At 69.1% G+C, this 18406-nt stretch carries 15 protein-coding genes; 4 read left to right on the top strand and 11 right to left on the bottom strand.

The window, feature by feature from the left end; genetic code table 11:
• Positions 1-71 precede the first annotated feature (71 nt).
• Positions 72-692, bottom strand: coding sequence for a heme-copper oxidase subunit III (locus OG214_RS28305; RefSeq protein WP_363080056.1), 621 nt, complete (start codon positions 690-692; stop codon positions 72-74).
• 195 nt (positions 693-887) lie between these two features.
• On the opposite strand from OG214_RS28305, the gene OG214_RS28300 reads away from it, so the two are divergent.
• On the top strand, positions 888-1289 hold the full coding sequence (locus OG214_RS28300) for a hypothetical protein (protein WP_363080055.1): 402 nt from the start codon (positions 888-890) through the stop codon (positions 1287-1289).
• 109 nt (positions 1290-1398) lie between these two features.
• On the opposite strand, the gene OG214_RS28295 is transcribed toward OG214_RS28300, so the two are convergent.
• The 4 genes from OG214_RS28295 to coxB form a co-directional block, all read right to left on the bottom strand.
• Positions 1399-2649 carry an Ig-like domain-containing protein gene (locus tag OG214_RS28295; protein ID WP_363080054.1) on the bottom strand — a complete coding sequence of 417 codons (1251 nt, stop codon included), beginning with the start codon at positions 2647-2649 and terminating at the stop codon, positions 1399-1401.
• 112 nt (positions 2650-2761) lie between these two features.
• Positions 2762-3160 (bottom strand): cytochrome c oxidase subunit 4, encoded by a 399-nt coding sequence (locus OG214_RS28290; RefSeq protein ID WP_363080053.1) that lies wholly within the window; start codon positions 3158-3160, stop codon positions 2762-2764.
• Entirely contained in the window at positions 3157-4899 is a 1743-nt protein-coding gene (gene ctaD / locus OG214_RS28285; RefSeq protein ID WP_363080052.1) for a cytochrome c oxidase subunit I, read from the bottom strand. Before ctaD ends, OG214_RS28290 begins: the two co-directional genes overlap by 4 nt.
• Entirely contained in the window at positions 4896-5858 is a 963-nt protein-coding gene (gene coxB / locus OG214_RS28280) for a cytochrome c oxidase subunit II (RefSeq protein ID WP_363080051.1), read from the bottom strand. Before coxB ends, ctaD begins: the two co-directional genes overlap by 4 nt.
• 334 nt (positions 5859-6192) lie before the next feature.
• Here coxB and OG214_RS28275 point away from each other — a divergent pair, with 334 nt between their 5' ends.
• Positions 6193-7587, top strand: a complete 1395-nt coding sequence (locus tag OG214_RS28275) for a cysteine desulfurase/sulfurtransferase TusA family protein (RefSeq protein WP_405986340.1) — start codon at positions 6193-6195, stop codon at positions 7585-7587.
• 88 nt (positions 7588-7675) lie between these two features.
• Here OG214_RS28275 and OG214_RS28270 read toward each other — a convergent pair whose 3' ends face one another.
• Positions 7676-8680 (bottom strand): carbohydrate kinase family protein, encoded by a 1005-nt coding sequence (locus tag OG214_RS28270; protein WP_383040124.1) that lies wholly within the window; start codon positions 8678-8680, stop codon positions 7676-7678.
• A gap of 227 nt (positions 8681-8907) precedes the next feature.
• Between OG214_RS28270 and OG214_RS28265 the strand changes: the two genes are divergently transcribed.
• The gene (locus OG214_RS28265; protein ID WP_405986339.1) at positions 8908-10365 is read left to right on the top strand and encodes a hypothetical protein; all 1458 of its coding nucleotides are present in this window, start codon (positions 8908-8910) and stop codon (positions 10363-10365) included.
• Positions 10366-10483: 118 nt separating this feature from the next.
• Here the strand turns inward: OG214_RS28265 and OG214_RS28260 are convergent, their stop codons facing one another.
• Positions 10484-10840, bottom strand: a complete 357-nt coding sequence (locus OG214_RS28260) for an iron-sulfur cluster assembly accessory protein (RefSeq protein WP_066943649.1) — start codon at positions 10838-10840, stop codon at positions 10484-10486.
• Between the two features lie 283 nt (positions 10841-11123).
• On the opposite strand from OG214_RS28260, the gene nadA reads away from it, so the two are divergent.
• Positions 11124-12311, top strand: a complete 1188-nt coding sequence (gene nadA / locus OG214_RS28255) for a quinolinate synthase NadA (protein ID WP_363080047.1) — start codon at positions 11124-11126, stop codon at positions 12309-12311.
• Positions 12312-12405: 94 nt separating this feature from the next.
• Here the strand turns inward: nadA and OG214_RS28250 are convergent, their stop codons facing one another.
• The 4 genes from OG214_RS28250 to OG214_RS28235 all read right to left on the bottom strand — a co-directional run bounded on the left by OG214_RS28250 (position 12406) and on the right by OG214_RS28235 (position 18180).
• Positions 12406-12726: a DUF6191 domain-containing protein gene (locus OG214_RS28250; protein WP_382849987.1), complete on the bottom strand. Its 321-nt coding sequence runs from the start codon at positions 12724-12726 to the stop codon at positions 12406-12408.
• 114 nt (positions 12727-12840) lie between these two features.
• Complete coding sequence (locus OG214_RS28245; RefSeq protein WP_405986338.1) at positions 12841-15990, bottom strand: efflux RND transporter permease subunit; 3150 nt, start codon at positions 15988-15990, stop codon at positions 12841-12843.
• A 250-nt stretch (positions 15991-16240) separates the two neighbouring features.
• Positions 16241-16927 (bottom strand): response regulator, encoded by a 687-nt coding sequence (locus OG214_RS28240; protein WP_382849981.1) that lies wholly within the window; start codon positions 16925-16927, stop codon positions 16241-16243.
• The gene (locus OG214_RS28235; protein ID WP_405986337.1) at positions 16924-18180 is read right to left on the bottom strand and encodes a sensor histidine kinase; all 1257 of its coding nucleotides are present in this window, start codon (positions 18178-18180) and stop codon (positions 16924-16926) included. The genes OG214_RS28240 and OG214_RS28235 overlap by 4 nt, the downstream gene beginning before the upstream one ends.
• Positions 18181-18406: the final 226 nt, after the last annotated feature.

The raw sequence follows: 18406 nt of genomic DNA, 5'->3' as shown, positions 1-18406 counted from the left end.
GGATTACCCCGGTGTCAGGATCTTCTGCGTCGGTGTTTCTGGATTGTGTGCGCTTCGGGCGCGGGACCCGGCTACTTGATCAAGTAGATCGTGGCGAAGAGGCCGATCCAGACGACATCGACGAAGTGCCAGTAATAGGACACGACGATGGCGGCGGTTGCCTGCTCGTGGGTGAACCTCTTGGCCGCGTAGGTCCTGCCCAGAACCAGCAGGAACGCGATCAGACCTCCCGTCACGTGCAGCCCGTGGAAGCCGGTCGTCAGATAGAACACCGAGCCGTACGGGTCGGAGGACAGCGAGAGGCCGTCCTTCTTCAGAAGCTCGGTGTACTCGAAGACCTGACCGCCGATGAAGATCGCACCCATCACGAACGTGATCGCGAACCAGGAGCGGAGCTTCTTCACATCCCCGCGCTCCGCGGCGAAGACGCCGAGCTGGCAGGTGAGGGAGGAGAGCACCAGGATCGTGGTGTTCGTCGCCGAGAACGGGATGTTCAGGTACGACGCCATCTCCTTCCAGTGCGCCGCGCCCATCACCGATCGCAGGGTGAAGTACATCGCGAAGAGGGCCGCGAAGAACATCAGCTCGGAACTCAGCCAAATAATGGTTCCGACGCTGGTGAGGTTCGGCCGGTTGACCGACGGGTGCGCGTGCCCGGTTTCTACTGTCGTTGCTGTCGCCACGACCGACATTATGTCGGTCGCTTATCCCGCCCTGACTCCGGGGGGTGCCGTTCGGTGTGTCCGTGGAGTGTGCCCAGCTCGAACGGGTCGGCGAACGACGTACGTACCCGTGCTGACTCGGTCCCCGACGGAGTAGCATCCGCGCATCGGTTCAGGGCGACGGAGCCCTGGAGCCCTCGCAGACACTGATGTCACGGAGGAACAATGCAGCCGACCGCCACGGTGCTGGTCTACAGCGACGACGCGAACACCCGCGAGCAGGTCCGGCTGGCAGCGGGACGCCGGCCGGCCGCCGACGTACCGCCCGTCGAGTTCCTGGAGTGCGCGACCCTGCCCGCCCTGCTGAAGCAGCTCGACCGGGGCGGGATCGACGTCTGCGTACTGGACGGCGAGACGGTCCCCGCGGGCGGGATGGGCGTCTGCCGGCAGATCAAGGACGAGATCTTCAACTGCCCGCCCGTGCTGCTGCTCATGGGGCGCCCGCAGGACGCCTGGCTGGCCACCTGGAGCCGCGCGGACGCGGCGGTGACCCTGCCGGTCGAACCGGTCGGCTTCGCGGACGCCCTGGCCGCCCTGCTACGCCACCGTCTCGCCATCACCGCTTAGGTTCTCAGGCCCGGAACGGACCAGGTCCTGCCGCCTGTGAGGGGCGGCAGGACCTGATGTCCGCCGAAGGCCGTCCGGCCGTCTGTCCGATCGGCCGCCGGACCGTGTTTCAGACCAGGGGGCGGAGGCGGGCCGGGTCGGCGGGGCTGGTGCCCTCCCTCGTCCCGGCCAGCAGGACGCTGCCCTCGCGCCAGTCCTCCCAGTCCACGTTCCAGTCGCCGAAACCGTTGCCGAAGTCCTCCATGTAGTCGCCGGCGCTGTTGATCACCTGGACGAGATCGCCCTCCTGCACGTTCTCGAAGAACCAGGCCGCGTTGGCGGTGGACATACCGACACAGCCGTGGCTGACGTTCGCGGATCCCTGCGAGCCCACGGACCAGGGCGCGGCGTGCACGTACTCACCGCTCCAGGTGACCCGGGTCGCCCAGTACACGGGGAGGTCGTAGCCCTCACCGCCGCCGATGCCGACGCTCGTACCGCGCATCCGTACGAAGTACTCCTTGCCCAGGATGACCTTGATGCCGTTACGGGTGGAGAAGCCGGGCTTGCCGGTGGTCACCGGGATGCTGGTGACCTCTTCCCCGTTGCGGAACAGGGTCATGTAGTGGGAGCTGGCGTCGACGATGGCCTCGACGCGGTCGCCGGTGGTCAGCTTGAGCGGTTTGACGGCGCCGCCGTACACCTTGTCGGTGATCTTCACCCCCTGGAGGGTGCTGTAGGCGGTGACCTTCCCGTTCGCGGGCCAGTACTCCTTGGGCCGGTAGTGCAGCTCCTCGTCGTCCACCCAGTGCCAGGCGCCCTCCTCCGCCGCGGGGGTGGCACGGACCTTCAGCGACCGTTCGATCACATCCCTCGCCTTCTTGTCCGTGATCGGCTGGCTGAGCGTGGCGGTGATGGGCTGGCCGACACCGTACTCACCCGCGTCGGGCCCGAATTCGACCGTGAGGGTCCGCTTGGCGGGCAGGGTCTCGAAGGTGAGCGTCCGCGAGCCCGGCTTGCCCTTCTTGTCCTCGGTGGCGACCTTGACGGTGTACTGGGAGCCGGCCGCCAGTGGTGCCGTGGAGTGCCAGCGCAGCCCGTCGGCGGTGAGTTCACCCGCCAGATAGTGGCCGGCCTTGTCGACGGCGTTGACGTCCGTGATCCGCTCACCCTTGGCGGTCACCTGGAGGGGCTTGTTGGGATCGACCTTGGTGGCGCCCGCGGGCGTACTGAAGACGATCTTCCCCGGGGCGGCTTCACGCGGCTTCCCGGAGAGCGGGTGCGGCCCGTCGTCACTGCTGCACGCGCTGGCGCTCGCCCCGAGGGACACGACCAGCAGAGTGCAGGTGAGGACGGCGCGCAGACGTGGCGTGTGGTTCATGAGCACACGGTAGGAAGATCTTTCCGCTCAGCGCGCGACGAGAGGGTACAAACGGGGGCCCGCCATACTCCGTTCGAGTACGGCGGGCCCCCGGGGAGCGCTGCGAACCGTTCTACTGGTTCTGGTTCTCGCCCCGGTAGAACTCGAAGACCCAGCCCCACAGGCCGATCAGGATCAGCGGCAGCGAGAAGTACAGCAGCCACCAGCCGATCGCGATCCCGAGGAAGGCCAGCGCGCCGCCGATGGCGAGCGAGAACGGCTGCCAGCTGTGCGGGGCGAAGAACCCCACCTCACCGGCCTCGTCCGAGACATCGGCTTCCTTGTTGTCCTGGGCCATCGCGTCCACCCGGCGGGCGGTGAAGGCCAGATAGAAGCCGATCATGACGCTCAGGCCGAAGGCCAGGAACAGCGCGGTCGTACCGGCCGGCTCCTTCGACCACACGCCGTACAGCACGGCGGCGGCGAGGATGAAGACGCTCAGCCAGAGGAACATCTTGCCTTGGATCTTCACTTCCCGGCCTCCTTGCCACCGGCGAGGACGGGCTCCGAACCGTGCCCGATGTTCTCGAGCTGTTCGAGCGCGGCGATCTCCGGGTGGTGCAGATCGAATGCCGGGGATTCCGAACGGATTCTCGGCAGAGTGAGGAAGTTATGCCGCGGCGGCGGGCAGGAAGTCGCCCATTCGAGCGAACGCCCATAGCCCCACGGGTCGTCGACCTCGACCTTCTTGCCGTACTTGGCGGTCTTCCAGACGTTGTACAGGAACGGCAGGATCGACAGACCGAGAACGAACGAGCTGATCGTGGAGATGGTGTTCAGCGCGGTGAATCCGTCGGAGGCGAGATAGTCCGCGTACCGGCGCGGCATTCCCTCGGCACCCAGCCAGTGCTGGACGAGGAAGGTGCCGTGGAATCCGATGAAGAGCGTCCAGAAGGTGATCTTCCCGAGCCGCTCGTCGAGCATCTTGCCGGTGAACTTCGGCCACCAGAAGTGGAATCCGGCGAACATCGCGAACACCACGGTGCCGAAGACGACGTAGTGGAAGTGCGCGACCACGAAGTACGAGTCGGAGACATGGAAGTCCATCGGCGGCGACGCCAGGATCACACCGGTCAGACCACCGAAGGTGAAGGTGACCAGGAAGCCGATCGTCCAGAGCATCGGTGTCTCGAAGGACAGGGAGCCCTTCCACATGGTGCCGATCCAGTTGAAGAACTTCACCCCGGTCGGTACCGCGATCAGGAAGGTCATGAACGAGAAGAACGGCAGCAGCACACCGCCGGTCACATACATGTGGTGCGCCCACACCGTCACGGAGAGACCCGCGATCGCGATGGTCGCGCCGATCAGACCGATGTAGCCGAACATCGGCTTGCGGCTGAAGACCGGGATCACTTCGGAGACGATGCCGAAGAACGGCAAGGCGATGATGTACACCTCTGGATGGCCGAAGAACCAGAAGAGGTGTTGCCAGAGCAGTGCTCCGCCGTTGGCCGAGTCGAAGATGTGCGCGCCGAACTTACGGTCCGCCTCCAGGGCGAAGAGCGCGGCGGCCAGCACGGGGAAGGCCAGCAGGACCAGCACACCGGTCAGCAGCACGTTCCAGGTGAAGATCGGCATACGGAACATCGTCATGCCGGGGGCGCGCATGCAGATGATCGTGGTGATGAAGTTGACCGAGCCGAGGATCGTGCCGAAGCCGGAGAAGGCCAGACCCATGATCCACAGATCGGCGCCGACACCCGGTGAACGGACCGCGTCCGACAGCGGGGAGTAGGCGAACCAGCCGAAGTCGGCGGCACCCTGCGGGGTGAGGAAGCCGCTGACGGCCATGATCGAGCCGAAGAGGTACAGCCAGTACGCGAACATGTTCAGGCGCGGGAACGCCACATCGGGCGCGCCGATCTGGAGCGGCATGATCCAGTTGGCGAATCCCGCGAACAGCGGCGTCGCGAACATCAGCAGCATGATCGTGCCGTGCATCGTGAACGCCTGGTTGAACTGTTCGTTCGACATGATCTGCGTGCCGGGACGGGCCAGCTCGGCGCGCATGAAGAGCGCCATCAGACCGCCGATGCAGAAGAACACGAACGACGTGACCAGGTACATCGTGCCGATCGTCTTGTGATCGGTGGTGGTCAGCCACTTCACGACGACATTGCCCGGCTGCTTGCGCCGTACCGGCAGCTCGTCCTCGTACGAGTCCTCTGCTGCTGCGGCGGCACCCTGGGGTTCGTTGAGGATGCTCACAGTTTGTTCGTCTCCGCGTTCTTGGCCGGATCCGTCTGTGCGATGCCAGACGGGATGTAGCCGTTCTGGCCCTTCTCGGCCAGCTCTTCCAGGTGCTTCTGGTAGCGCTCCGGAGAGACCACCTTGACGTTGAAGAGCATCCGCGAGTGGTCGACGCCGCACAGCTCGGCGCACTTGCCCAGGAAGGTGCCCTCCTGGTTGGGGGTCACCTCGAAGGAGTTGGTGTGCCCCGGGATGACGTCCTGCTTCATCAGGAACGGCACCACCCAGAAGGAGTGGATGACATCACGCGATGTCAGGATGAACCGGACCTTCTCCCCCTTGGGCAGCCACAGGGTCGGACCCGGGTTGCCGGTCTGGGGGTTGCGCTGACCCGGGACACCGGCGTCGTAGACGCCCTCGGCACCCTTGGGGAACTGCTCCGTGAACCGGTTGGGAATGGCGTCGAGTTCCTTGGGAACCGTGTTGCCCGTCGACGGGTTGCCGTCCACGTTCTCGATGTAGTTGAAGCCCCAGCTCCACTGGTAGCCGACCACGTTCACGGTGTGGGCCGGCTTCTCGGAGAGGGAGAGGAGCTTCGACTCGTCACGTGCGGTGAAGTAGAAGAGCACCGAGACGATGATGAGCGGGACCACGGTGTACAGCGCCTCGATGGGCATGTTGTACCGGGTCTGCGGAGGGACTTCCACCTTGGTGCGGCTGCGCCGGTGGAAGATGACGCTCCACAGGATCAGACCCCATACCAGGATGCCCGTGACGAGCGCTGCCGCCCACGAGCCCTGCCAGAGGGAGAGGATCCGGGGAGCCTCTTCCGTCACTGGGGTGGGCATTCCGAGGCGGGGGAAGTCCTTGTATGTGCAACCGGTGGCGGTCGCGAGGATCAGGCCCGCAGTCAGCACCTGCGGCAGCTTCCGCCGCATCGGGCGCCGCGACGAGCGGTCGGAGCCGTTGGGACTCACGTAGCGCCTTCCCGAGAGTCTCGCCCGCGCGGCCGGCCGCGGCCGTCTCGCTGGTCGGTCGCCGGCCCTGACGCGGGCAGGGGTTTGGATGTTTATGCGGACCAAACCCTACTGGACTCGTTTTGGGGCCGTGCGGGGAGGGTGCCCAACGCGCCGCCCCGCACCCCGAAGGGGTGGAATGCCCACCTCCGGCCCCCTTCCGGACCGCCTCCGGACCGTCTTCCGACCGCTTCCCGGCCGCTTTCGGGACATCTTCGGTCCGCCTCTGCCCCTCCGCGCGCCGCCGCTTCCGCCGGGCCGACCGGGCGCAGGGAGGAAGTATTAGCGTGGCGGTGTGCCCTACTTCGACGTCGCTTCCTCCGCTCCACTGCATCCCGTCGCCCGGCAGGCCCTCCAGGCCTCCCTCGACGAGGGGTGGGCGGACCCCGCCCGGCTCTACCGCGAGGGGCGGCGGGCCGTGATGCTGCTGAACGCGGCGCGGGAGGCCGCCGCGGAGGCGGTCGGCTGCCGTCCCGACGAGCTGGCCTTCACCCCTTCGGGAACGTACGCGGTGCATTCCGGAATGTCCGGCGCGCTCTCGGGCCGGCGGCGGACCGGGCAGCGTCTCGTGGTCTCCTCGGTGGAGCACTCCTCGGTGCTGCACGCCGCGTCGGCCCATGAGGCGGCGACGGGCGGCACGGTGACCGAGGTGCCGGTGGACCGTTACGGAGCGGTGGCACCGGAGGAGTACGCCGGGGCCCTGCGCGAGGACACCGCGCTGGCCTGTCTCCAGTCCGCCAACCACGAGGTGGGGACGGAGCAGCCGGTGGCCGCGGTCGCCGAGGCCTGCCGGAGCCGGGGCGTCCCGCTGCTGGTGGACGCGGCGCAGTCGCTGGGCTGGGGCCCGGTGGAGGGCGCCTGGTCGCTGCTGACGGCGAGCGCGCACAAGTGGGGCGGTCCGTCCGGGGTCGGGCTGCTCGCCGTACGCAAGGGCGTCCGGTTCGCCCCTCAAGGACCCACCGACGAACGGGAGTCGGGGCGCGTGCCGGGCTTCCAGAACATCCCGGCCGTGGTGGCGGCGGTGGCCTCACTGCGGGCGGTGCGCGCCGAGGCGGTGGACGAGGCGGCGCGGCTGCGGGCGCTGGTGGACCGGATCAGGGCGCGGGTGCCCGAACTGGTGCCGGATGTCGAGGTGGTGGGCGATCCGAAGCACCGGCTGCCCCATCTCGTCACCTTCTCCTGTCTCTATGTCGACGGAGAGGCGCTGCTGCACGAGCTGGACCGCGCGGACTTCTCCGTCTCCTCGGGCTCGTCCTGTACGAGCAGCACCCTGACCCCGAGCCATGTGCTGCGGGCGATGGGGGTGCTGTCGGAGGGGAACGTCCGGGTCTCGCTCCCCCTCGGTACACCGGAGGCCGAGGTGGACCGGTTCCTGGAGGTGCTGCCCGGGGCGGTGTCGGGGGTACGCGAGAAGCTCGGTGCCCCGGTCTCCGCCGCCGGGCCGGGCGGGACGCCGGCGCCGGGCCCTGGCCGGGTCGTGGACGCGCTCGGCAGACGGTGCCCGATCCCGGTGATCGAGCTGGCCAAGATCTTCGGCGAGGTGCCGGTGGGCGGGACGGTGACCGTCCTGTCGGACGACGAGGCGGCGCGGCTGGACATTCCCGCGTGGTGCGAGATGCGCGGTCAGGAGTATCTCGGGGAGCGGCCGGCGGACCACGGTGTCGCCTATGTGGTCCGCCGGATCTCGTAGCACGCCAGGGCCTTGTCCGGCCAGTCTTCGTAGGCCCTGTCCGGCCGGACGGGCCCGGGTGCAGGGTCCGTCTAGGTGCAGCGCCCGTCTAGTCGAGCGTCGCCTCGGGCGCGGCCGTCTCGGGCAGATGGGCCTGGACCTCGGCCGCCGCGTCATGGCCGTACGCCTTGGTGAAGCGCTCCATGAAGTGGTTCCTGCGCAGGGTGTACTCCTGCGTGCCCACGGTCTCGATGACGAGCGTCGCGAGCATGCAGCCGATCTGGGCCGCGCGCTCCAGCCCGACGCCCCAGGAGAGTCCGGAGAGGAAACCGGCACGGAAGGCGTCGCCGACACCCGTCGGGTCGGCCTTGGTGTCTTCCTCCGGGCAGCCGACGACGATCGGCTCCTCGCCGACACGGTCGATACGGACGCCCTGCTTGCCGAGGGTCGTGACCCGGTGGCCGACCCTGGAGAGGATCTCCGCGTCGCTCCAGCCGGTCTTGGACTCGATGAGCCCCTTCTCGTACTCGTTGGAGAAGAGATAGGTCGCGCCGTCGAGCAGCGTGCGGATCTCCTCGCCCTCCATACGGGCGATCTGCTGCGAGAAGTCGGCGGCGAACGGGATCCCGCGGGTACGGCACTCCTCGGTGTGGCGCAGCATGCCCTCGGGGTCGTCCGCGCCGATCAGCACCAGGTCGAGTCCGCCGACCCGGTCGGCGACCTTCTTCAGCTCGATCTGGCGGGCCTCGCTCATCGCGCCCGCGTAGAAGGAGCCGATCTGGTTGTGGTCGGCGTCCGTGGTGCAGACGAACCGGGCCGTGTGCAGGACCTCGGAGATCCGGACCGAGGCCGTGTCCACTCCGTGGCGGTCGAGCCAGGCGCGGTACTCGTCGAAGTCCGCGCCGGCCGCGCCGACCAGAAGAGGACGGGTGCCGAGCTGGCCCATGCCGAAGCAGATGTTCGCTCCGACGCCTCCCCTGCGCACCTCGAGGTTGTCGACGAGGAAGGAGAGGGAGACCGTGTGGAGCTGTTCGGCGACCAACTGGTCGGCGAAGCGGCCGGGGAAGGTCATCAGATGGTCGGTGGCGATGGAGCCGGTGACTGCGATTCGCACGGCGTGAACGCTCCTGATGAAGGAGAACGGTTGACGGTTCACGCTACCGGTTCGAGGGGCGCCCCACCTAAGGTCAGATTTTACCCGATAGTAGGTCTTTCCCCATGAGCCGGACCGTGCGTACGGTTCCCATGGACCGAATCGCACCGCTCCGAGCGGGGAACCGCTCGCTCCTCGCTTCCGTCCCACCGATGTCATACGGGGGAACGGCTCGAAGGAGTGCAGCGGTGACCAGTACGGAACGCCCAGGGAACAGCACAGACCGCCCGCGCCGGCGGCGTTCTCCGCTCATCGCCACGGTGGCGGCGGCGGTACTGATCGCCGGAGGCGGTGGCGCGTACTTCGCCACGAGTGCCTTCGGCGGCGGCGCGGACGACACGGGCGGCGGGAGCGGTACGCCGGGAGGCGACCGCATCTCGCCGCCGCTCGGTATCGCGCCGGGCGAGCCCGATCCGGGCGGATTCACCTACCGCGCCAAGGGCGAACTGCCCGACGGTCCTGCCACGGCCTCCGTCCACCGGGCGGGCGGAGTGGTCACGGCGGACCAGGTGGCCCGGCTGGCCGAGGCGCTCGGGGTGGCCGGCCCCCCGCGTTCCGACGGTACGTTCTGGAAGGCCGGTACGGAGAAGGACGGTTCGGGACCGCTGCTCCGGGTCATGACGCAGGCGCCGGGGACCTGGACCTTCGACCGCTTCGGGCCCGCGGCGGGCGGTGACGGCTTCGGCCCCTCGGGCGGTGACAACTGCCTCAAGGGCAAGACCTGCCCGCGCGTGGGCGATACGGGTGCGGGCGGTACGGGCGTGGACGGTACGGGCGCCACCGCGGGCGGTGCCGTGAGCGAGGCGGCGGCCAAGCAGGCGGCGGCCCCTGTGCTCAAGGCGCTGGGCCAGAGCGACGCGGACCTCGACGCCACTCAACTGATGGGCGCGGTACGGGTGGTGAACGCCGACCCGGTGATCGGCGGGCTGCCCACCTATGGCTGGTCGACCGGGATCCAGATCGGCGCGGACGGCCAAGTGGTCGGCGGCACCGGCCAGTTGAAGGCGCCGGAGCGCGGTGAGACCTATCCGGTGATCGGCGCGGACGAGGCGCTGAAGGAGCTGAACAAGGCGTCCGCCGGGCAGGGCGGCCCTGGCGCGGCCGTCGACTGCGCCACCGCGATGCCGCTGGAGGACGGGACAGCGGCGGCCCGGTGCGAGCCGTCGGGCGCGGCCGGCGCGGAGCCGGTGGAGATCGACAAGGCGGTCTTCGGTCTGGCGCTGCGGACGGTGGAGGGGCGCGGCGCGCTCGTACCGGCCTGGCTGTTCGAGGTGGTGCCCGGCGGCGGCGCTCCGTCACACACGCTCGTCCAGGTCGCGGTGGCTCCGGAGTCCCTGGCGAAGAGCGCGCCGGAATCGAAACCGGAGCCGGAACCGAAGCAGGGCGACCCGGGCCTGATGTCGTACGGCGCGGACGGCCGGACGCTGTCCCTGCGCTTCATGGGCGGCGTGTGCGGTACGTACACGGCGCACGCGGACGAGAGCGGTACGGCCGTGAAGGTGCGGATCTCCCACACGTCGTCCGGCCCGGACCAGGTCTGTGTGGCGATGGCCAAGGCGCAGACGGCGAAGGTGACGCTGGAGAGGCCGCTGGGCGAGCGCCGGGTGGTCGACGCGGTGACGGGCGAGGCGGTGCCGCGGGGCTGAGGACGGCGGCAGAGCCTGGAGACGTGCGTGCCCGGTCGGGTACGCGCAGGGAAGGCGGCGGGCCCGAGGGGGGACCGCCGCCTTTCTCTGTCCGCTGGGTCTCTCTGTCCGCGACGACCTAGCTGAAGGAGTCGCCGCAGGCGCAGGAGCCCGTCGCGTTCGGGTTGTCGATCGTGAAGCCCTGCTTCTCGATGGTGTCGACGAAGTCGATGGAGGCGCCGCCGAGGTACGGAGCACTCATCCGGTCGGTGACGACCTTGACCCCGCCGAACTCCTTGACGACGTCCCCGTCGAGCGAGCGCTCGTCGAAGAAGAGCTGGTAACGCAGGCCGGAGCAGCCGCCGGGCTGAACGGCGACCCGCAGTGCGAGGTCGTCCCGGCCTTCCTGGTCCAGCAGGGCCTTGACCTTGCCCGCGGCGGCGTCGGACAGGAGGATGCCGTCGCTCACGGTGGTGGTGTCGTCCGATACGGACATCTGCTTCTCTCCCGGGTTGTACGGACTGCTTGCCGACAGTGCAACCGGCTCGGCCGCGGATTCATTCCGGGCCCTCGCGCGTGTCTTTTTGCCTTCTTCATGCTCGCACACCGGCTCGCGAATCGTCAGCGGACGGCCGTGCCTGGAATGCGTCACATCGACGCTATCGCCATCGTCAAAGTGACGTGAAACGGGTTATGATAGATAACGTCAAATAGACGAAAAGGCTTCGCAGGCTCGTTCGCAGAGAAGACTCGTTCGCAGAGAAGAAAGGGTGCGTGACGTGACCACCGCCCAGACCCGACAGGACCTCGCCGTCCAGCCGACGCCCCTCGCCCTGCTGCTGCTCGGCCGCGAGGCCGACCCGCGCAGCGAACGGGGCGTGGAGTGTCCCGGCGATCTGCCCTCCCCGTCCGACCCGGACCTGGTGGAGCGGGCCCGCGTGGCCAAGGAGAAGCTCGGCGACAAGGTGTTCGTCCTCGGCCACCACTACCAGCGCGACGAGGTCATCCAGTTCGCGGATGTCACCGGGGACTCCTTCAAGCTCGCCAGGGACGCGGCGGCGCGGCCCGGCGCCGAGTACATCGTCTTCTGCGGTGTGCACTTCATGGCCGAGTCGGCGGACATCCTCACCTCCGACGACCAGAAGGTCGTCCTGCCGGATCTGGCCGCCGGCTGCTCCATGGCCGACATGGCCACGGCCGAGCAGGTCGCGGAGTGCTGGGACGTACTGACCGAGGCGGGTATAGCCGAGCGGGTCGTGCCCGTCTCGTACATGAACTCCTCGGCCGACATCAAGGCCTTCACCGGCAAGCACGGCGGCACGATCTGCACGTCCTCGAACGCCGAGCGCGCGCTCGACTGGGCCTTCGAACAGGGCGACAAGGTGCTCTTCCTGCCCGACCAGCATCTCGGGCGCAATACCGCGGTGCGGGAGCTCGGGCTCTCCCTGGAGGACTGCGTCCTCTACAACCCGCACAAGCCGAACGGCGGTCTCACCACCGAGGAGCTGCGGGACGCGAAAATGATCCTGTGGCGCGGACACTGCTCCGTGCACGGGCGGTTCTCGCTGGACTCGGTCCAGGAGGTACGGGAGCGGATCCCGGGGGTGAACGTCCTGGTGCACCCCGAGTGCAAGCACGAGGTCGTGTCGGCGGCGGACTACGTCGGCTCGACCGAATACATCATCAAGACGCTGGAGGCGGCGCCCGCGGGCTCGAAGTGGGCGATCGGTACCGAACTGAACCTGGTCCAGCGGCTGGCGAACCGTTTCGCCGCGGAGGACAAGGAGATCGTCTTCCTCGACAGGACCGTCTGCTTCTGCTCGACCATGAACCGTATCGATCTGCCGCATCTCGTCTGGACGCTGGAGTCGCTGGCCGAGGGCAACGAGGTCAACCGCATCCAGGTCGACAAGGAGACCGCGGACTTCGCCCAGCTGGCACTGGAGCGGATGCTGGCCCTGCCGTAACGAGCACGAGCCCGAACGCCCCGCCCCTCTCACGGACGCTCCTACCGGACCTCCTACCGGACGGCTGCTACCGGCCGGCTCCTGCGGTCGGCTGCTACTGGCCGGCCCGGGGGATCCGGACGACGGCGGTCCCTCCGTCCAGGTCCACCGTCGTGCGGTGGGGCGGCGCGCCGTCGTCCTCGTCGTCCCGCATCACCAGTGCCGACCGCCGCTCCTTCAACTCGGTCTGTTTTCCCGGCGACAGGCTCGCGTGCAACTGCTCGAACCCGGTCGCCGACACCTGTCCCTGACGCGCGCCGTTGCGCCACGGCAGTACACCGGCCCGTCCGGCCCGCAGCAGCAACTGGTCGGCGAAGGCCAGCGCGGTCAGCAGAAGGACCACTCCGGGCAGGGTCATGAAGACGACGAACTCCATGCCGCCAGTATGCGAGCCGCGCCCCGCCCGTGTACCGCGTTCGAACACAGCACCGCCCCGGAGCAGTGCCTGCTCCGGGGCGGTGAGGTCCGTACTCGCGAACCCGGTCGGACGTCAGACGCCGGCCGGCTCCGGGTCCGGGGCGGGCTCGGCGGCCGGGGTGCCCCCCGGGGTCCCGCCGCGCTTCGCCGCCTTCTTCTTCGCGCGGCGCTCCTTGCGCAGCTCCACCATCGCGTACAGCGTCGGTACGAGCAGCAGGGTCAGCAGCGTCGAGGTCACCAGACCGCCGATCACCACGACCGCGAGCGGCTGGGCGATGAAGCCGCCCTCGCCGGTGATGCCCAGCGCCATCGGCAGCAGCGCGAAGATGGTCGCCAGGGCCGTCATCAGGATCGGGCGGAGCCGGTGACGGCCGCCCTCGACGACCGCCTCGACCACGCTCAGACCCTGTCCGCGGTACTGGTTGATCAGGTCGATCAGCACGATCGCGTTGGTCACCACGATGCCGATCAGCATCAGCATGCCGATCATCGCGGGGACGCCCATCGGCGTACCGGTCAGGATCAGCAGCCCGATCGCGCCCGTGGCCGCGAACGGGATCGAGACCAGCAGGATCAGCGGCTGGATCAGCGAACGGAAGGTCGCGACCAGCAGCATGAAGACGATCGCGATGGCCGCCAGCATGGCCAGGCCGAGCTGGACGAACGCGTCGCCCTGGTCCTGCGAGACACCGCCGATGGACGCGGTCGCGCCCTCCGGCAGATCCAGCGCGTCGATCTTCGACTGGAGCGAGGCGCTGACCGCGCCGGTGTTGTCACCGGTGGGCCTGGCCGTGATCGTCGCGGCGCGCGAGCCGTCGATCCGTGTCATCGAGACCGGTCCCGGGACCAGCTTCACATCGGCGATCTGACCGAGCTTGACCGGCCCGAGCGGCAGGTTCTTCAGCTCGGCGACCGTCTTGGCCGGCTTGGCGGAGGTGATGACGATGTCGCGCTCGGTGTCGTCGAGGATCGCCTTGCCGGAGGTCGTGCCGCGTACGGCCTGGCCGACGGCGAGGCCCAGCGTGGCATCGCTGAATCCGGCGTCCGCGGCCTTGGAGTTGGCCGTGACCGAGATACGCGGGATGCTCTGCGACAGATCGCTCTGGACATCGGTGACGTCCTTGAGCCCCGCGACGGCGTCCCGTACCTCGTCCGCCGCCGTGCGCAGCGTCTCCGCGTCGGCGGCCTTGACCACGACGCTCAGATCCTGGCTGCCGAAGCCGTCGCCCCCGGAGATCGTCGTCTCGCCGATGCCGTCGAGCCCGGCCAGCTCCTTCTCGATCCGGTCCTGCGTCGCGTCGAACGACGCGTTGTCGTCCAGGGTCACCTGGTACGAGGCCTGGTTGGCGCCCGTACCGCCGCCGAAGGCCGCCATGAAGCCGGAGGAGCCGACGGTGACCTGGTAGTCCTTGATCTCGCCGATACCGGCGAGAACCGTCTCGACCTTCTTCGCGGAGGCGTCGGCCGCCTCCAGGCTGGTGCCCGGGGCCAGCTCCTGCTTGATGGAGAGGACCTCCTGCTCGCCCTGGTCGAAGAAGTTGGTCTTGAGCAGCGGAGCCATACCGAAGGTGGCGAGCAGGACCACGGCCGCGATGCCCACGCTGGTGAGCCGGCGGCGGGTCGCGAAGCGGAGCACCGGTACGTAGAGGCGCTGGAGCCGGCTGCGGGCCTCCTGCTCCTCGGCCTGGCGGCGCGCTTCCTCCGCGCCGATGCCCTGGGTCTCCTTGGGCGCGCGCAGGAACCAGTACGAGAGCACCGGCACGACGGTCAGCGAGACCAGCAGCGAGGCGAGCAGCGCCGCCGTCACCGTGAGCGAGAACGAGCCGAACAGCTCGCCGACCATGCCGCCCACCAGACCGATCGGCAGGAACACCGCGACGGTGGTGAGGGTGGACGAGGTGACGGCGCCCGCGACCTCCTTGACCGCGGTGAGGATGGCGCTCTCGCGCTCCTCGCCGTAGCCGAGGTGCCGCTTGATGTTCTCCAGGACGACGATCGAGTCGTCGACGACCCGGCCGATCGCGATGGTGAGCGCGCCGAGGGTGAGCATGTTGAGCGAGAGGTCGCGCGTCCAGAGCACGATCAGCGCCAGCACGACGGAGAGCGGGATCGAGACCGCGGTGACCAGCGTGGAGCGGATCGAGGCCAGGAAGACCAGGATCACGACGACGGCGAAGAGCAGACCGAGCGCGCCCTCGGTGGTCAGTCCGGAGATCGACTTGGAGACGGCCGGGCCCTGGTCGCTGACGACGGTGAGGGTGGCGCCGGAGCCGAGGTCCTTGCGCAGGTCGGGCAGCTTGTCCTGGACCGCGTCGGAGATGGCGACGGCGCTGCCGTCGTTGTCCATGGTGGCCATGACCGCGAGGCTGGGCTTGCCGTTCGTACGGGTCAGGGACGTCGCGGCGGACGGCGTCTGCTCCACGGTGGCGATGTCGCCGAGGCGTACGGGCTTCGCGGGGCCGGCGCCCGGCTGGCCGCCCTGCGGGACGATCCGCAGGTCCTGGATCTGCTTGAGCGAGGTGAATCCGCCGCCGACCTGCACCGTACGGCTCTTGCCGTCCTCGGAGAACGAGCCCGCGGGGATCGCGGCGCCGTTCGTCCTGAGCGCCTCGGAGAGGGCCATGGTGTTCAGACCGGCCGCGGCGAGCTTCTTGTCGTCGGGGGTGACGGAGACCTGGAGATCACGGACACCGTCGATGGTGACCTGTCCCACACCGTCGATGTCCTCCAGGGACGGTACGACCGTGCGCTCCAGCTGGTCGGCGAGCGCCTGCTGGTCCTTGTCGGAGGTGACGGCGAGGACGACGGTCGGGATGTCGTCGGTCGAGCCGGCCACGACCTGCGGGTCGACGTCGCTCGGCAACTGGGCGCGGGCGCGGTTCACGGCCTGCTGGACATCGGCGACGAGCTGCTTGGTGCCGTCGCTCCCGAAGTCGAAGCTGGCCATGATCAGCGCATTGCCCTCGCTCGCCGTGGAGGTGACGCCGCTGATGCCGTCGACGGCCTCCAGCGAGTTCTCCAGGGGCTCGACGACCTGCTTCTCGACCACATCGGGGGAAGCGCCCTGGTAGGGGGCGAGCACCGAGACGATGGGGAGTTCGATGGAGGGCAGGAGCTGCTGCTTGAGCTGCGGTATCGCGATGGCTCCGAAGACGATCGCGATGATCGACATCAGCCCTATCAGGGCCCGTTGCGCGAGGCTGAATCTGGACAGCCAGGACATTGGGGTCTCTCTTCTGTGGTGTACGCGGCAGGGTTGGCGCGGCGGCCCGTCTCCGGGTGGCCCGGTCCCCGAGCTGTCCGGCCGACGGATCGCCCGTCGACGGAGGAAGCGGGAGGGATACGGCGGAAGGGATGCGGATGGGATAACGGCCCCTCTATACGATCTGCCATCCGAGGGGGTGGATTCGTAGCCCCCAGGTCCATTTCCTTATCCGCCGCATACCGCGCCTGGAGTACGCGAGGGCGGGTACTCACTCCACCCTCGGACGTACCAGGCCCGATTCGTACGCGATTACCACCAATTGGGCCCGGTCCCGGGCGCCGAGTTTCGCCATCGCGCGGTTCACATGGGTCTTGACGGTCAGCGGGCTGACCACCAGACGCTCCGCGATCTCGTCGTTGGAGTGGCCTCCCGCGACCAGGACGAGGACCTCGCGCTCGCGTCCGGTGAGGGCCGTCAGCCGCTCGGCGTGCACGGCCGGGTCCCGGCCGTCGCCCGCCGTGCCGCTCTGGGCGAGGAAGGTGGCGATCAGTCCCTTGGTCGCGGCGGGCGACAGCAGGGCCTCGCCCGCAGCGGCGACCCGGATGGCGTTGAGCAGTTCCTCGGGCTCCGCGCCCTTGCCGAGAAAGCCGGAGGCCCCGGCGCGCAGCGACTGCACGACATACTCGTCGACCTCGAAGGTGGTCAGCATGACGACCCGTACCCCGGCGAGACCGGGATCGGCGCTGATCATGCGGGTGGCGGCGAGACCGTCCGTACCGGGCATCCGGATGTCCATCAGGACGACATCGGGCCGGGTGGAGCGGGCGAGTGCCACGGCCTGAGCGCCGTCGGCGGCCTCTCCGACGACCTCCATGTCCGACTCCGAGTCCACCAGCACACGGAACGCGCTGCGCAGCAGTGTCTGATCGTCGGCGAGCAGCACTCTGATCGTCATAGGTCTCGTATGCCTTCCCCGGAATGTGCCCTGTCCCCCGCCGGGGTCTTCATGGGCAGTATCGCCTGGGTGCGGAAGCCCCCGCCGTAGCGGGGTCCCGCGGTGAGGGTGCCGCCGAGCGCGGTGACGCGCTCACGCATACCGAGGAGACCGTGGCCGCCGCCGTCGGCGGGCTCGCCGGTGCCCTCGCCGTCGTCCAGCACCGTTATCTCCACGGTGGCGCCCACCCGTACGACGCTGACCTCGGCCTTCGCCGCGCGGCCCGCGTGCTTGCGCACATTGGTCAGGGCCTCCTGGATGATCCGGTACGCGGCGAGATCCACGGCGGCGGGGAGACGGGCCGGGTGCTCCGTCCCGTTCGCGGCGAACTCCACGGGCAGTCCCGCGTTGCGGAAGGTGTCGAGGAGCCCGCCGAGATGCTGGAGGCCGGGGGCCGGTTCCGTGGGGGCCGCCGGGTCGCCGGACTGCCGGAGCAGCCCGACCGTGGCACGCAGCTCGCTGAGCGCGGAGCGGCTGGCCTCCCGTACATGCGCGAGCGCCTCCTTGGCCTGGTCGGGGCGCTTGTCCATGACATGCGAGGCGACCCCGGCCTGCACATTGACCAGGGCGATGTGATGGGCGACGACATCGTGCAGATCACGGGCGATCCGCAGCCGCTCCTCGGCGACGCGGCGACGGGCCTCCTCCTCACGGGTGCGCTCGGCGCGCTCGGCCCGCTCGCGTATGGCGTGGATGAAGGCGCGGCGGCTGCGTACGGCGTCGCCCGCGGCGCTCGCCATCCCGGTCCAGGCGAATATCACCAGATTCTCCTGGGCGTACCAGACATCGGCGCTGAAGATCATGGCGACGGCGGTGAGCACGGCCATGGTGGCGAACCCGACCCGCCAGGTGGTGGGGCGGTCGGTGTGCGCGGCGACGGTGTAGAGCGCGAGGACGGTGCTGAGGACGACGGGCGCGGGCGGCTGGGCCACCATCAGTTCGACGGCGGTCGTACCGCCGGTGCACACCAGTACGGGCATGGGAGCGCGGCGGCGGAAGACGAGCGCGCCCGCGGCGAGCACCATCAGGACGACGCTGAGGGCGCCGGGCGTACGGGCGCCGAAGTCCGGGCCGTCGTGGCCACCGGGCGGTCCCGCGAACGATCCGACGACCATGGAGACGAGGACGGCGGCGGCGAGAGCCCCGTCGGACGCGAGCGTGTGCGCGCGCGTCCAGCACTGCGTCCGCGCGACCGCGGTTCCGAGGGATGTCACGTCGCAACGGTACGGGTCGCCGTCACGCGGGGGGACGGGACGGGGACGGGGTACCTTCGGCGCGGGACCGCCGGAGGCTACGCACGGTGCTCCCGGCGAACAGCGAGTGCGCGGAACGGCGAGTGCGCGAACGGCGAGTGCCCCGCGCCGTTCGTGGCGCGGGGCACTCGGAGTCGCTGAAGTCGCTGGAGTCTCTGCGGTCCCGGGAGTCGCTGGAGTGCGAAGG

This window comes from Streptomyces sp. NBC_00872 (genome assembly GCF_045161915.1).
GTDB lineage: Bacteria > Actinomycetota > Actinomycetes > Streptomycetales > Streptomycetaceae > Streptomyces.
This window is presented reverse-complemented; position numbering and strand designations above follow the sequence as displayed.